This is a genomic window from Chryseobacterium carnipullorum, assembly GCF_900142785.1.
GTDB lineage: Bacteria > Bacteroidota > Bacteroidia > Flavobacteriales > Weeksellaceae > Chryseobacterium > Chryseobacterium carnipullorum.
In genome coordinates this window covers 1-16,903 of sequence record NZ_FRCD01000012.1, presented here as the reverse complement: position 1 = coordinate 16,903, position 16,903 = coordinate 1, and the positions used below count along the sequence as shown (strand labels likewise).

Below are 16,903 nucleotides of genomic sequence, written 5' to 3'. Positions count from 1 at the left end.
TTATCGTATACAGAGGGTTACCAGTTGCTTCCTGACATGATCAATACCTGACTTTCGGTTCCGTATTTGATCTCATTAAGAAAAATTTCTTTTCCCTGGTCCAATGGAATTAAAGAGATTCCACGACGTTCGTATTCTGTTTCCAGCGTTGATGAAACCATTCCGGCTCCTTTCCATGGACCCCAGTTGATGGAAATTACTTTTCCTTTTAATTTTTTGTTTAAAGCTTTCGCATAATCATCCAGTACAGAGTTGGCCGCAGCATAATCTGTCTGACCTTTATTTCCATATACCGAAGCGATACTTGAGAAGAGCACTACAAACTGACAGTCAGCTCGAAGTTGTTCTGCCAATACACGAAGCGGTTTTACTTTTGTATCGAATACACGCTCAAATGAGCTGGATGTCTTCTGTCTGAACAGTTTGTCTTCCAAAAGACCTGCTCCATGAATGACTCCGTCTAAACGGGCGTACTTATCGTAAATATTTTTGATCAAATCTGATAATCCTTCTTCGTCACAAAGGTCTAAAGATTGGTATACTACCTTACTTCCCAGTTGTTCCATATCACGGATCGTACGGAGGATCTGATTGTTTTTGAAAATTCTTACGGTCTCTTTTTCTATTTCAGCAGGAGAAGTGAATGTTCCGGTTTTAATAAGATAACTTCTTATTTCTTCCTTGGTTTTCATCGCTTCCACTTCTTTAAGGTCTGCTATGACATCTCTCGGATCTGCTGATCTTCCCACCAAAATATAGGTGCATGGATAGGCTCCGGACATATGCTTCACCAATTCAGCAGTGATTCCCTGCCCGCCACCAAGTACCAGGACTACAGATTCCTGATCCAGCTGGATATGTGCTTCTTCAAGGCTCGTTGACAATGGAGAAGGGATCATATCTATTTTATGTCTTTGGTCGTGTTTGTAAACGACTTCGGAAGGTTTATCTGTGGTTAATATTTCTTTTAAAGCAATCTCCGTAATCTGATCAACTTCCTGTGGCGTACTCAGACTGATCAGTCTGCAAGAGGTTTGTTCAAATTCTCTCGCTAAACTTTTGAAAAGTCCGGGATAACCTTTGTAATGACGTAAAAGACGGGTATCAGTCAGTTCCTGAATATGAGCAGGAATGTCTGAAATCAGATACACCCATTTGGCTTTATCAAGATCCAGTTTCTTGATCTGATCTACGTGATCAATGATGCTGTGTTTTACGGTTGAGGAGAACAGATCCAGAATGATCAGTCCATCAAAATCCTTTAGATCTTTCTCTGTATCTACCAATTCTGCGATGGCACCATATTTTTCAAGAGCAGTTTTGATTGCCCGCGTTTGCGAACTGTTGTCCTGTGTAATCGCGAAACGTTTTCCCTTTATGATTTCAGTATTCTGTTCCGTAGAAACATCAGTGGGAGTCAAACCAAAACGAAGACGCGACAGTCCATTTTGTACGGGCTCAGCATCGTTGTTTCCGCTCATTTCGCTGATCCATGAGGCCAATCCTTTTAGTGTTTTTATAGCAGCCAGCTTCTCCATCAGGTCGTCCGCCTGATCCATATCTTCTCCAAAACCGATTTTGGTTTTAAGATCTCCGATAATCTCCATACGCTTGATGGAATCAATACTTAAATCTGCTTCCAGATCGAGATCCAATCCAAGCATTTCCTTTGGATAACCCGTTTTTTCACTGACAATATCCAGAATGACATGCTGAAGTTCTTCAAGAGAGAATGCAGATTTACTTTTTACTTCTGATGCAGATGTTACCGCAGATCCGTTTTTTTCAGGAGCAGCTATTGGAGTTCCTGTAAATTCTGTCAACCAGGAAACCAAACCATTTAAAGTTTTGATCGAGGCTAATTTTTCCATGATTGTATCTTCATTGGCATGATCTGATGTAAGCGCTCCCAGTTCACTGCGAAGCGTTCCTATGATTTCTACCCTTTTGATAGAGTCGATGCTCAAATCTGCTTCCAGATCCATTTCCATCCCGAGCATTTCGTGTGGATATCCTGTTTTATCGCTGACCACCTGTAGCAACAAGGTTTTAATATCTTTTACCGGAGCCTGTTTTACCGCAACAGCAGCAGGCTTTTCTACATTAACCGGCTGTGCAGGAATTGTCACCAAACGATCGTTCATTGGTGAGTGTACCGGCGCAGCATAAACAGGTGCAGAGCTGACTTGTGGATTCTGTCCCAGGAAGGAAAGCATCACATCACGCTGTGCCTGGATCAGCTGATTCATGGTATTTAAATATTCGTGCAGCATACGTTCAGCGGCAGGCTGATGTTCGGCTACAGGAGTTTGATGGGTATTAGTGAAATTGTTCATGGGAATAGGTTTTAGTATCGGTAACGCACCATTAGATGGCAAGTTACCTGTGGTTGGATGGGCCGTCTGTCCGTTCACACGCCAGATGGCTGGATTTTTCTTATACAGTTCAGGCTGGTCTATCTGAATCAGTCTGGCATTACGGCCATCGAAAAGTTTTTCAATGCTGAAGCTTCTGCCAGTTCCAAGATATTGCGCCAGCATGGAAAGAAGATGGCTCAGTTTATTTCGGTTGCTGTCTTCTACATACAGGATCAGCTGATCTTTTTCTAAGCAGGATTTCGTCAATCCGGAAAGGACTTTCCCTGGACCTACTTCGATGAATATTCTGGCTCCGTCCTCATACATCGCCTGAATTTCTTCTACAAATCTCACGGGTTGTACCAGATGATCCGTCAGTCTTTCTTTGATTTCACATGGACTTGCTGGATATACTTTTGCACTGGTATTTGACCACACCGGAATCTGCATTTCTCTGAAAGGAATCTCTTGTAAGACCTCATCATACAAGCCTTTAGATTTGGCTAATAACGGACTATGGAATGCACAGGCAACTTCTAATTTCTTGGCAGAAATACGTTCCTGCTTAAGGATTTCCATTAATTTGTTGATCGCCGGTGTACTTCCTGCTACCACACATTGGGTTGGAGCGTTATAATTAACCGGATAACAGCCCTCAGTTTTGTCCAATATCGGCTGTAACTTTTCTCTTGTGGTGCTCACCGCAATCATCGTACCCGGATCTCCGCCTTCTACTGAATCTAAAATAGCGTGAGCCCTTTGAATACTCAAATCAACCAGTTTTTCTTCTTCAAAAACGCCGGCAAAACATAAAGCTGGTAATTCACCATAGCTGTGGCCTGCCACCATATCCGGAACAATGTCCAGCGATTGAAGGAATTTAGCCAGCGCGAGGTCAACTATTCCCAAAATAGGTTGTGCCAGACGGGTATCTTTAATGGCTTCTTTTTGCTGTTTTAAAGCAGCTTCATTAAAGGTAGCGGAAGGGAAAACTACTTTTTCGAGTTCAGGATATCCTTCAATCAGGTTACGCATGGCCGGAAAAGCGACGAACAGATCTCGAGCCATGTTGATTCTCTGACTGCCTTGTCCTGGGAACAGGAATGCTACTTTACCATCACGTCTGTTGACTGTAAATGTATCTTTGCTTTCAATGCCTGATAATGCCAGTTCGATGTTCATCATCAAATGTTCAGTAGTATCGGCGACCATGCTTAGCTGAATTGGTTTTTCTGAATCGACCGCTAAACTGTAGGCCATATCTTTTAAAGGAATATCATCGTTGATTTCTAATAAGGACTTGATCTGGGCCAATTTGATTTTAGCTTCGTCATAGGTCTCTCCACGGAAAACAAATAATTCCGACGGCCACGATTGCAATACTGCAGCATCATCCTGCTTAGGATGATTGGCAATGACCGTATGGAAGTTGGTTCCCCCGAATCCAAAAGCACTGATTCCGGCATAACGGTTTTTCTCGGTCCACAATCCACTTTCTGCATAAAAAGCAAAAGGACTGGTTTCAGCGTTATAATAAGCATTGGGCTGCTGCAAATGAAGCGTGGGAGGTTTCACCCCGTGGTAGACTGCCAGAGAAGCTTTGATCAATCCAGCCAATCCAGCTGCACATTTGGTATGTCCGATCTGTGTTTTTACGGAACCTAAGTGAGTCTGTCCCGGTATTGCTCCTGAACGGCTGAATAAATTGGTCAAAGCGCTGAGCTCGGTTTTATCTCCTACGACAGTCCCGGTTCCGTGGGCTTCCACTAAACCAACAGTCGCAGGACTAATCCCTGCTTGGGAATACGCACGTTCCAAAGCACGTACCTGTCCTATTTTTCTTGGAGCTGTAAGACCTAGTGCTTTTCCATCACTTGATCCTCCTACTCCTTTGATTACAGAATAAATACGGTCGCCATCGCGAACGGCATCTTCATATCTTTTTAAGACAAGAATCGCCACCCCTTCTCCAAGGGCAATCCCGTCAGCTTCCCCATCAAATGTTGCACATCTTCCTTTTCTTGAAAGGGCGTGCGTACTTGAAAACATCAGGTAATCATTGATTCCGTTATGTAAATCCGCTCCTCCTGCAAGAACCATATCTGATTTTCCTAATATCAATTCCTGACAGGCTAAATCAATAGCTGCCAAAGAAGAAGCACACGCTGCATCTACCGTGAAATTTCTTCCTCCAAGATCCAGACGGTTCGTAATCCTGCCTGCGATCACATTGGCCAGAATACCCGGGAACGAATCTTCTGTGGTATGTGGAAATGCCTGCTTCACCTCTTCATGAAGTTCTCCAAATACCTGCTTATAATATCCTCTGAAACTATAGCTGTTGGCCAGGTCATTCCCACCTTCAGCACCTATAATTACAGAAATGTTTTCTCTGTTGATCTGTTTTTCTCCATAGCCTGCATCTTCCATCGCCCGTTTGGCAACCAATAAGGTCAACAGCTGTGTTGGCTCAATGGCTGCCAGAGATTGCGGAGGAATTCCGAATGCTAAAGGATCGAAATCAATTTTTGGAATAAATCCGCCCCATTTCGAGTGAGATACATCCGGTCCGTCTGAATCGGGATGGTAATACAGTTCTTTATTCCAGCGTTCATCAGGCACTTCTGTGACGCTGTCTCTTCCTAATATAATGTTTCGCCAGTATTCTTCGAGGTTTTTTGCCCCCGGAAAAATACATTCCATCCCAACAATAGCCACATCCAGTGGTTTTTCTGTTGATGACGGTTCTTCCGGCAAAGCTGCCTGTTCAATATATTGATAATTATCAATACTTACATTCTGATGAAGGGCTGCAACGGAGATCACGCGGTTTTGCATGGTAGCGACCTGTCCGATCATATACATTCCCAGATCCAGCTGTTCGCTGGTTGGGATATTGATCAATTGATCTCCCTGACGTTCAACACCTTTAGCAGCAATCCGAAGACGGCCTACGTTTAATTTTTCAAGCTTTTCCCAAACTTCTTTTTTATCCATTCCAGCTGCCAGAAGTTTGGTTTTCTCCGTGCTGAAATGTTGGGCAAAAGCTGTATTTAAACAACGGGTTTCGTGTCCCGGTGCTGTTTCTAATAAGACCGTGTCTTTAGCCTGCATGGCTTGTAGCTGAAATTCCTGCTGAATCGCTCCGGTTTGTACGGCTTCTTCAGTGTATAGGTATGCGGTTCCTATCAATACCCCTACTTTTACGCCTCGCGCTGCCAGTGGAGCCGCCATGATGGAAACAAACGCGGTTGAAAAAGCATTATGGATTCCACCCGCAAAAAATACACTGATCTTTTCAGGATGATCTTCTTTTAAGATTCTTTCAATCTGTTTCTCCCAAAGAACCATGCTTGAAAGCGGGCCTACATGGCCACCACATTCGCGTCCTTCAAAGATAAAATTAGTTGCTCTCTCTTTCAGGAAAATATCCAATAGTGCAGGGGAAGGAACATGCAGAAAGGTTGTTATTCCAGCTTTTTCAAATACTTTAGCCTGTGCCGGTCTTCCTCCGGCGATAAGAACTACAGAAGGTTTAGCCTCTAATATATAGGATGTCTGTTCTTCTCTCAATTCCTGAGGGGCAAATCCAAGAATCCCTACTCCCCATGTTTTTTCGCCCGCCAGTTTTTTAGTATCCATTACCAAAGCTTTGGCAGCCTCTCCTTTAAGTAAGGATAAAGCTACGAAAGGTAAAGCTCCCGCTTCTGCAACTGCATTAGCAAATAAAGGAACATCACTGACACGGGTCATTGGTCCTTGTGCAATAGGATAACGAAGCCCCAGCTGTTTGGCCATTATATTGTTCTGATCGATTACCTTAAGGGCTTTTGCCTGCTTCAGATGACCATACATCGCTTCTTTGAAACCAAAAATCAGTTTTTTAAGAGTTTTGAAATCTTCATAGAGATCTACCGCCAACGAAATATCCTGCCCCATAGGAATATAACTATTGGCTGGATCAAGATCAGTAAAATGTGATCTAAGTTCTTCAGCATTTACATCTTCCTGTAAGACAGGTGAGTTGGGCCTTACCAATACGCGATGGTTAGCAATAATCCTTGTTTCGGTCCCGTTCAGTTTTGAGCATAGATCTTTTACATCCTGTGGAACAGAACTTTCAGGAAACATGGCAAGCTGACTATCCAGTACGACACCAGTGGCTCCCAGCGCTTTTACAGCTGCTGCGGTATGGAGGCCTATTCCTCCCTGTACCCATACAGGTATGGCACTGATTTCTTTGATAATACGCTGAAACAATACAAATGTTGATTCATAGCCTACCAGTCCTCCTGCCTCATTTCCTTTTATAATAATCCCTTCCGCTCCAGACTGTTCGGCCTTCAGGGCTTGATCCAGACTGTTTACCTGATAAATAACCGGTAAATCAGGAGCAACACTCATAGAAACACCGGAGGGAAAGATCGCAAACCTCACTTTTTTCGGGATCTTAAGTGAGATGAAGGTATCATCAGCGAAGCAAATACCAAATGAAGGTACATCGGTCTGGTCAAGTTGATCCAGAGCTTCCTGAGCATCTGCCAGGTCCTGTCCTAAACTTAAGATGGGAAACGCACCCGCCTGGTGCAGTTTAGACATAAGATTCACATCCGGCTTTTCAAAAGGCGTTAATCCAATAATGGTTAAATTTTTCATTGCATTTATGGTATTGAGATAATAACTGGGAAAACTTCATTAATAAATGCTACACCTTTCGGCACAAATCAGCATTTATCATTTATCAGGGAATAAAAATAATAAATTTATACTACATTTTCAACCATAAATGAAATTTAATAATAAATTATTAACAATAAATTATTATGAATTTAAATAATATCAAAAAATGCAGTTTATATTTTTATTATCAGAAATAAGACGGTACAGTCTATACGATTCAATTATAAAGGTTTATAAGTGATAATTTAAAGCAAATATAGAAATAAAAAATATAATAAATCAAAAATAAGAGAATTATTTTTCTAATATTACATAAAGATAACACACCTATAAAGCCGGATGAAATCTGGAAAAACTGACTTCCGTCATCGTATGAAAAAGATCAGATAAATCGGAAATAAAATATTCAGTGATAAAAATTCAAGAGATTTTTTATTAAAAAAAACAACATCACCAGGAAGCAACGCCATGAAAATAAGAAGATTAAAAAAACTACTCATTGCTAAATCAAAAAAATAAAGCCTGTACAGTTGTAAAGACTCTGGTCGGAAAAATTCCTTGACAGTTAATTTTAATAGACTGTAATTTATTTTCAATATAATTGTTTTACCGTCTCAACGATTCCTGTTTCGGCATCTATAAACAGAAAGATACTTCCCTCATCGTGGAATAGTTCTCCTTTTTTAAGGTCTACCTGTCCTAGAAAGTACAAAGGTTTCTCATTTTTGATGGGCCAATCCGGATTCTGTATTCATTTCGGTGGTTTTGTCTGGTATTTAAAAAGTTCTGCATACCGCTGTTTCATATACTGTTTCCGCTCAGCTTTTGAAAGGGTTTTGTCTTCCGGTACAATATATTTTTCAATAAAATCTGCTTCCGCATCAATAAATTTAGGGCATATACGGAGCAACAGTTCATAATCATCGGTATGTTTTGCAGAAGTCACGACTTCAATTCCTATTTTATTTAAAAACAGTTGTACTGTTTCGTGAGCATTTAAACGTCCCTCAGTATTTTTATAGTTTTGACCGATTAAGTATAGGAAAGCTGTTGTACCCTGTAAGTAGGTTCCGTACCAATTAACCGCTGAGTCTGAAAGCAATTTCTCCAATGCTGAATTTATATAAAGTTGTTGCTCAAAATCATAATCTGAAACTTTCCCTTCAACAAAATCTTTTAAAATCTGTATTTCATCTGCCATTTGTTATTATAATTTTAGGAGTATACCGTCAAAGGCCAAATGTATGCATTCTGTTATTTAATCTTTATATTAGATATCATTTTTACAAAATTTTAAAGATCAGGCAGGTGAGATTCTTCCGGTGGGCAGTTCAAAATATAAAGAGCTTAAAAGTAAGATGATTTGATGGCTGAACTCTACGCCTGTAATTTACACTGATTTTTCATCGTCATTAAGTGGTATTTTTAAGATCGCGTTCTTCAAGGGATATTCGTATTTGATAAGTACCACTATAAAATTTTCTATATTTTACTTTTTTACGGCATTTAATTGTCTTACAAGAACTTTTTATCAATAACATGATATAATTCTTCAGAAAGTGAAATGGATTCAGCGAATATATGGAGATAATTAACACAATTTTAACTCCAATTGTAAAGTCCGGAAGTATTTTTATCAATCGATAAAGCCGTACTTTGCAGTCTTAATAAAACAATGAAAAGATGGGGCTATTTGATATGTTTACGCAGGAGATCGCAATGGATCTTGGAACTGCCAACACCTTGATTATACATAACAACAAAATCGTCATTGACCAGCCCTCGATTGTTGCTATTGACCGCACAACAGGAAAACCTATTGCCGTTGGAGAGCAGGCCAAGCTGATGCAGGGGAAAACCCACGAAAATATCAAAACGGTTCGCCCGTTAAAAGATGGAGTTATTGCAGACTTTCATGCTTCAGAACATATGATCAAGGAATTCATTAAACAAATTCCCGGCATCAGAGGCAGATTTATCCAACCTGCGCTGAGAATCGTCATCTGTATCCCTTCAGGAATTACAGAGGTGGAAAAAAGAGCGGTAAAAGATTCTGCACTGAAGGTAAATGCTAAAGAGGTAAAGCTGATCTACGAACCCATGGCTGCAGCTATTGGCGCTGGTATTGACGTTCAAAATCCTGAGGGAAATATGATTATTGATATAGGCGGCGGAACTACAGAAATAGCCGTTATCGCACTGGGAGGTATCGTCTGTGACAAGTCTTTAAAAATAGCGGGTGATGTTTTCACCAATGATATTGCTTATTTTCTGAGATCGTACTACAATTTATATGTTGGGGAAAGAACCGCCGAAAGAATAAAAATTGAGATAGGTTCTGCACTGGAAGAGCTGGATTATCCTTTAGAAGACATTCCTGTACAGGGAAGAGATATGATCACGGGTAAGCCAAAAGAAATTATGGTGAATTATAAGGAAATTTTCAAGGCACTTGATAAATCGATTATGAGAATTGAAGATGCTGTGATGGAAACCCTTTCTCTGACGCCACCTGAACTTGCAGCAGACATCTACAAAACAGGAATTTATCTTGCCGGAGGTGGTGCCCTTCTGAATGGGCTGGCAGACCGTATACACAGAAAAACAGGATTGCCTGTATGTGTTGCAGAAGATCCTTTAAGAGCGGTGGTACGTGGAACGGGTATTGCCCTTAAAAACATTAATAAGTTCAGATTTCTTATGAGCAGCTAAACGATCTGATCATCATAAAAAAGGCTTCAAATCACGTGATTTGAAGCCTTTTAATTTTTAATCTTATATTTTCTTAATAGTTATTCAATTTGTGGATAAGCACCGGAATTCTTTTTAAAACAGACTTAAACCGTACTGCTTTACCAGGTCTAAAATCATATGATATCCTGCTGAGGAATTTCCATGCTGGTCCAAAGCCGGACTGAAAACCCCGATCCCCATTCTTCCGGGTACACTCACTGTAATTCCGCCGCCAACCCCTGACTTACTTGGCAACCCTACCGTTCGTGCATATTCCCCACTGAATTCATACATCCCTGCAATAAGCATTTGTGATTCCACCAATTTTGCAACTTCTTCGTTTTTGTACTTTGCATCTCCATCAAAACGAACGCAAGCATTAGCAAAGAAATATCCGATTTTGGCTAAATCTTCAGCCGTCAGCTCAATAGAACATTGCTTGAAATAATTGTCCAGCTGATCTTCATTGCCTGAGATGAGTCCGTTGTTTTTCATCAGATAGAACATTCCGCGGTTGCGGTGCCCGGTAGATTTTTCGGATTCATACACAGATTTACTGTAATCAATTGTCTGATCTTTGGTAATATAACGAACCATCTCTAAAATTTTAAGAAATGGTTTTTCACCTTCACCGGAAATTAAGGAAGTGGTAAGAATGGCTCCTGCATTTATCATCGGATTCAGCGGCTTACCTGTGGTTTCCAGGTTGGAAAAATGATTGAAGGGTTTATCGGTTCCGAAATAGCCCATTTTATCAAAAACATTGGCCTCACCTTTTTCATTGACAGCAATCATCAGGGCGATGATTTTCGATATACTCTGCATGGTAAATTTCTTGTGAACATCTCCCACATTCAGCACTCTCCCATTTTTCTCTACCACTGAGAAAGCGACGGCTCTGGCATCCATTTTTCCCAGTTCGGGAATATAATCCGCCACTTTACCCTGCGTAGAATAGGTTCTGTTTTTTTCAAGAATGCTGCTTAATGTTTTTTCAGAAATGGTGGAAATATCTGCGGTCTTCTGAGCATATATTATGGTATTTAAAGAAAGAAAGGCTGCAATATAAATTCCTTTTGCAGAAAATAGGAAACTGTTGTTATTCATATAGGTATTTCGGCTAATATCTGATCATCAACCCCGAAAAACAAAGATAAAGTATTTCATGGATTACCCGCAAATCTCCCGACCACAGGATGAGTATAAATAAATTTCATAAGATTAGGTATTTCTACCCAAAACCGTAATTTGTCATTTGTACGCTACCACAGATTCTTTCTTGTTTGTTACTTTGAGATACAAATCAAAGCTTAAAAAGGAAGATTACAAAGTATTCTGATGTACTTCCGAAAAGCCATTACAAACAAAAACTAACCAATCAAAATATATTCAACATGGAAACATCCAACGTAAGCGGAATCGCAAACTCGTCCGGCCAGCTTCAACTGGGTAACGGCGCTCAGTTCTGGGTATATCTTTCCCCTCAGAACAATACCTCTACAATGATTTCAACATGGCGCGTGACTTTCTCACAGGGCAACTGGAGTGATGTCATTTCAAGTGAAGATCCTACAAAGCAAATTCAGACACCTAATCTTTCGGGTATTTTTGATATTAAAGTAGAATTATTAAGCGGATCGACGGGTACATGGCGTCAGATCCCTCCTCAGAAAGGCAGTTACAATGAAATAGGCTGTAATTCCAACTGTGCCTCCATGGTGGGTATTGTTGCAGACAGTACTTCCCCTCCTCCCGGTGCCATTAATGCGCATTTCTGGACCACTTGGGATGCCATGTGCAAATCTCACTAGAACGAAAAAAGTCTCAATCATAACCAGTCCATATCCTTCAATTGGCGGCCGTTTTTTTTGCGAGTTATAGTGCATGATGTAAAACTCGTGTGTTTAAAACTTTCGAAAAACACGGCCGGTAATTGTGCATCATGTACAAAACTCAGGGAAGCAAATTTGGAATCAATTTCATTGATCCCGAAAAAGCAAATGAGAACATATCGCATGTTTTAAAATTTCACGCAGATTAATCAGATGATGCAGATTTTCATGTTTGTGGATCTGCGCGGTCTGCATGATCTGCGAGAATAAAAATAAAAGTACTTAAAAAGCTTTTATGATCATCATTTAATTCGTGATGAGTACGCGGATTTTTCAGATAAAAAAACTAATACCTATGAAAACAGAAAACTACGACGTCATTGTCATTGGCGGCGGCGCTATAGGCTTAGCCACTGCCTATCATCTGGGTCAACGAAAAGCTGACACCTTAGTCCTGGAACAGTTTACTTTTGTGAATCAATTAGGAAGCTCCGCAGGCGTTTCGCGTCAGTTCAGGATTCCGTATCCTGATGAATATATGGTAAAGATGGCTCTTGAGGCCCAACCGTATTGGGATGCCCTCGAAAAGGAAGCCAATAAATCACTGCTTGACAAAGTAGGCACGCTCTGGTTTGGAGATCCGGAAGTACATTCCACTGAAGGAAATATCGCTGAAGCTGAGAAAGCACTGCAAGCTCTGGACGTTCCCTATACTACCCTGACATCAAAGGAAATTGAGGAGAAATACCAATTTAAAAATTTACCTGAAAATTATACGGGACTGTTTCAACCGGATGGGGCCAGCATCAATTTTAAAGCAACCATTGAAACGCTTTTAGACCTTTGCAAGAAAGAAGAAACCGTTCAATTAGAAGAAAACTCGCCAGTACTTGATATCAAACAAATAGGAGAACTCTTCGAAATCACGACTCCCAACGGAATTTATATCGCTAAAAAATTGGCCATCATTCCAGGACCTTATATCAACAGCGTGATTAACTTACTTGATTTTAAGATAGAAGCAACGTACTGGAATATGTCTTCAGCTTATTTTAAGAAAACGGATCCTACGATCCAGTATCCAACCTGGTTTGTGTTTCAAAATGCAATAGGTGAAAACGGGAATCAGTTTTATGGTTTTCCTTCCGTAGATTGGGATCATCCGGAATATATCCGGGTAGCACCGGACTTTGTGATTACTCCTTTGGAAGAACCCAGTGACCGGACATTAATTCCGAATCCTCAGGAGCTGGCCTATACTTCTGAATGGGTGCAGCAGCATATGACAGGACTGGGTACAGAACCTGAATACACCTCAACCTGTCTTATTGCCCTGAGTACGATACCGAATAAGGAACTGTTGATTGATTTTGCCCCGAAATATGTCCCGAATTATAAAAACATCGTGGTATATGCCACCGGATGGGCCGCAAAATTCACTCCTTTCTTAGGGAAAATCATGTCTGATCTTGCTTTGGACGGGCATACAGATTTTGATATCTCGCATTTCCAGTTAGGACGCAAATTCTTTAAATCTATTTAAAAACGATTACATAATGAATAAAAATACACCATTAAATACAGGAAAACATCCTGATTTAAAAATAGAAGTCGCCATTATTGGTGCCGGAACTTCCGGATTATATACTGCTTACCGTTTGGTTACGGATAAAAAATACAAGGCAAGTGAAGTCCAGATTTTCGACATGAACAATAAGCTGGGCGGAAGGCTGGAATCTGTGGTTATGCCTGGAATGAATTTCTGGGGTGAATTGGGCGGTATGCGGTATCTGACTTCTCAGGAAATTGTAACGACCTTGATTGAAGGTTATCCTCTTACCGAAGAAGATCCTGCGAAGCGTATTCCTGTTCTCAAAGATACGATGACTCCTGTTGCATTTCCAATGGGTGATCCTTCAAAACTGTTAATGTACCTCCGGAAAGACCGCTGCAAGCAGGATGCCTGGAATGTAGCTCAGGATGAAGGTAAAAAACTGCCTACCCGCTATTACCTGAATGACGATGATGATGGTTTCAGTTCAGATCAGCTGTTTAACAAGATTATTTATGAGGTTTTAATGGCAGATCCATGGGTGGCTGAAACGTATAAAGATAAAATCATCAAAGGAGATGGCATTTATGATTATTCTTTTAAATTAACCAGCGAAGACTGGGATGTGATCAAACCCCGATTGGTTTACAATTTCCCGAATTCTCCCTATGATCAGCGCAAAGTGAATGATTTAGGATTCTGGAACCTGATTAAAGATCAGATTTCTCAGGAGGGCTATGAATTTGTAGCGAATGCCGGCGGCTATTATTCCAATACCATCAACTGGAACTCAGCGGAAGCTTTTCCTTATATGGTAGGAGATTTTTCTGCGGGAACCATTTATAAAACGATTGAAGAAGGCTATGACAGCATCGCTTATGCAGTGGCGAATTCTTATATGGATCATGAAGGGGCATGCATCTGGTCTGAAAATAAGCTGCTTACTTTCACCAAAGAGCATTCTTTAACCAATACTCACAAATACCAGCTGACTTTTTTAAATCTGAAAACAAACACGACATGGAATGTGTATGCCAATACCTTGATTCTTGCCATGCCAAGAAAATCGCTGGAGCTTTTGGATCAGAATAATTTCTTTTTCAATATTAATGAGAATTCAGTATTGAATACCAATATCCGTTCTGTGATCATGGAACCTGCCTTTAAAATATTGATGGGCTTTGAATATCCATGGTGGAAAGAATTACAAATTGATTCCGGGCACTCTATTACGGACCTGCCGATGAGACAGTGTTATTATTTCGGGACCGATCCTGAAACGAACAATTCCATGCTGCTGGGAAGTTACGGAGATATGGAAACTGAGACGTTCTGGAAAGCGCTAACGGATGACAAACTGCTTTTCGAGGTAAGAGCTGCAAAATCTGCTTCGCTAAAAGAACTGCACCAACTGGATGATGTTCAGGCTACCAAGCTCATGGTCGACGAATTGATGAATCAGCTTCGTGAACTGCACGGCCCGGATGTCACGATACCGGAACCTTATGTGACGTACTTCAAAGACTGGACGGATGAGCCTTTTGGTGCCGGATACCATGCGTGGAAAGCTGGCTACTCCGTTGAAAATGTAATGCCTTATATGAGAAAGCCTGTAGCAAATGAACGTATTCATATTATCGGAGAAGCTTATTCTGACCAGCAGGGATGGGTGGAAGGCGCTTTCTGCGAAGCGGAAAAAATGCTGCAGGAACATTTCGGAATGGACCGCCCGATCTGGCTGAGCCCTACTTACTATATGGGCTGGTAGATCAACAAGGTCATTTATAAAACAGCACAACCGTCTCATTTTCAGAAGTGAGGCGGTTTTTTATATTATAATTTCAACCTTACGGATATCCGTAAGGTTGATTACTGAAAGTCAATTACTTTTACTTCAGGTAGAACAATAGAAAGATTAACCTGTTATTTTATTCGATAGGAAGAAAAAAAATACTTTAATCTTATACACTCTGGCTTCGCTCAGTGTGACACCCTTAATAACATGCTGTTTTAAAAGAAGATGTGGTTCTGAGCAAAGCCTGAGATTTTTATCCCTACAAAAAATTGATATTAAATTATTTAAATACAAAAACCAAGTACACAACAGGTACTATGATGTCTCATTTAAAAATATATGATCCTATGAAAAAACTCATCACACTTATTACTTTGGTATTGCTGTTCATCTCCTTTCAAAATTTCAGTGCCCAGAAAAGATATTCAGGCAAAAGACATTCTTCAAGCCATAGCGGAACCTATAAAAGCGGAAAAGGAAGTTCTCATAAAGGAGGTACTTACCAAAATGCAAAAACAGGAAACCGATATGGAAAGCATCAATAATTTAATTATTTTTTACTAATTCTATGTTGAGTTGAGGCTGTCCAAAAGACAGTCTCTCTTGTTTACCCATATTAAAGAACAGAATGGAAAAAAACTTTTAAACCGGATCTGACAATACATTATGTCTTAGATATTCCATCCATTTTCTTCATCACTTCCTTCGCATTTGTATTTTCCGGATTTAATTCAAGCGATTTCTGATACATCTTAACGGCCTCTTCTTTTTTTCCACATTGGAGCAGTGCCTCGCCATAGCTATCATAGACATTCCAGCTCTTTGGAAAAATTAATGAAGCTGCATGGAAAGTCTGTAAGGAGTTTTCACATTTCTGAAGTCGGAGAAACTGATACCCTAATCTATTGAAATCTCTTTCCGTGGCATCGTAACGGGCTGTATTTTTTAAATATTCCTGAATCAGCTGATTGGCTTTATCCTGACTTCTTTTGTCAAGTAAACTGCCATACATTCTTGATAGATTTTTTACAGGCATAGTATAAGGCTGATGATCAAGCAATTGAAATACGACATTGGATGTTGAAAAAACAGGATTATTACCAGTGTTGGCAAGAAGGATCACCGTCTGATTTTTGTCCATATTATGGATCAGGATACTGGTAAGTCCTGTGATAGATCCATCGTGAAAAACTATTTTCCCGTTACTTTCATCGGTATACATGGCCCAGCCCAGTCCGTAGCTCATCTCTTTTCCGTCTATCGTATACGTTACCTTTTTTCCATCATTAAGTAATGTAGCTGTTAAAGCTTCCTCCAATTCTTTCGTTCCTAAAATCTGATGGGTAAATAAGGCATTCTGGTATTTCTGAAGGTCTGAGGCTGTACTTACAATCCCCCCATTTCCATAAAAATTGCTTTTTGCATGGATTGGAAGTGGTTCTTTTAAGGTATTGACATTAACAAGATCCGTTGAATACAGATTAGGATAAGCGTATCGTTCTACCTGATTGATTTCTTTTCTTTTTCTGTCGATCGGAACCAATGAATTGTTCATTTTTGCCGGGCCGAAAATATTTTTCTTCAGATAAACGGCATAACTCATTCCTGATACTTTTTCGATAATCATGGCAGCGATACAAAAGTTAACATTATTGTAATCCCATTTGCTTCCGGGCACGAATGCAAGTGGTGTTTTGAAACGAATAAACGTTGGGATAATATCCTGATTGGAAATTATTTTTCCCGGCTGTTCTTTAATAATACTATCAAATAAAGTATACTCCTGCGCCAACCCGGAAGTATTGCTGAGCAAATGCCTAATACTGATATTGGAATAAGGAAAATCCGGAAGGTATTTTTGGACTGCCCCCAAAAAGTTAGACACTTTTTAGGGGCATTTTTTATGTATAGAAAAGAAAAATTTAGCGTTGCTTTCAAATTAGAATGTATTAAA

At 40.2% G+C, this 16,903-nt stretch carries 9 protein-coding genes; 5 read left to right on the top strand and 4 right to left on the bottom strand.

What is annotated here, in order from left to right; all coding sequences use genetic code 11:
- Positions 1-17: 17 nt before the first annotated feature.
- Complete coding sequence (locus tag BUC06_RS14055; protein WP_073334651.1) at positions 18-7,013, bottom strand: type I polyketide synthase; 6,996 nt, start codon at positions 7,011-7,013, stop codon at positions 18-20.
- 775 nt (positions 7,014-7,788) lie between these two features.
- Positions 7,789-8,238: a hypothetical protein gene (locus BUC06_RS14050; protein ID WP_073334650.1), complete on the bottom strand. Its 450-nt coding sequence runs from the start codon at positions 8,236-8,238 to the stop codon at positions 7,789-7,791.
- Positions 8,239-8,720: 482 nt separating this feature from the next.
- Between BUC06_RS14050 and BUC06_RS14045 the strand changes: the two genes are divergently transcribed.
- The gene (locus BUC06_RS14045) at positions 8,721-9,749 is read left to right on the top strand and encodes a rod shape-determining protein (RefSeq protein WP_073334649.1); all 1,029 of its coding nucleotides are present in this window, start codon (positions 8,721-8,723) and stop codon (positions 9,747-9,749) included.
- A gap of 114 nt (positions 9,750-9,863) precedes the next feature.
- On the opposite strand, the gene glsA is transcribed toward BUC06_RS14045, so the two are convergent.
- Entirely contained in the window at positions 9,864-10,877 is a 1,014-nt protein-coding gene (gene glsA, locus BUC06_RS14040) for a glutaminase A (RefSeq protein ID WP_083564078.1), read from the bottom strand.
- Between the two features lie 287 nt (positions 10,878-11,164).
- Between glsA and BUC06_RS14035 the strand changes: the two genes are divergently transcribed.
- The 4 genes from BUC06_RS14035 to BUC06_RS14020 all read left to right on the top strand — a co-directional run bounded on the left by BUC06_RS14035 (position 11,165) and on the right by BUC06_RS14020 (position 15,494).
- On the top strand, positions 11,165-11,581 hold the full coding sequence (locus BUC06_RS14035; protein ID WP_073334648.1) for a hypothetical protein: 417 nt from the start codon (positions 11,165-11,167) through the stop codon (positions 11,579-11,581).
- Between the two features lie 376 nt (positions 11,582-11,957).
- Entirely contained in the window at positions 11,958-13,145 is a 1,188-nt protein-coding gene (locus BUC06_RS14030) for an FAD-dependent oxidoreductase (protein WP_073334647.1), read from the top strand.
- Between the two features lie 13 nt (positions 13,146-13,158).
- A complete protein-coding gene (locus BUC06_RS14025) occupies positions 13,159-14,922 on the top strand; it encodes a flavin monoamine oxidase family protein (RefSeq protein ID WP_073334646.1) in 1,764 nt (587 codons plus the stop codon).
- Between the two features lie 374 nt (positions 14,923-15,296).
- Complete coding sequence (locus tag BUC06_RS14020) at positions 15,297-15,494, top strand: hypothetical protein (protein WP_139263363.1); 198 nt, start codon at positions 15,297-15,299, stop codon at positions 15,492-15,494.
- Positions 15,495-15,613: 119 nt separating this feature from the next.
- Here BUC06_RS14020 and BUC06_RS14015 read toward each other — a convergent pair whose 3' ends face one another.
- Positions 15,614-16,834, bottom strand: a complete 1,221-nt coding sequence (locus tag BUC06_RS14015; protein ID WP_073334644.1) for a serine hydrolase — start codon at positions 16,832-16,834, stop codon at positions 15,614-15,616.
- Between the last annotated feature and the right edge of the window lie 69 nt (positions 16,835-16,903).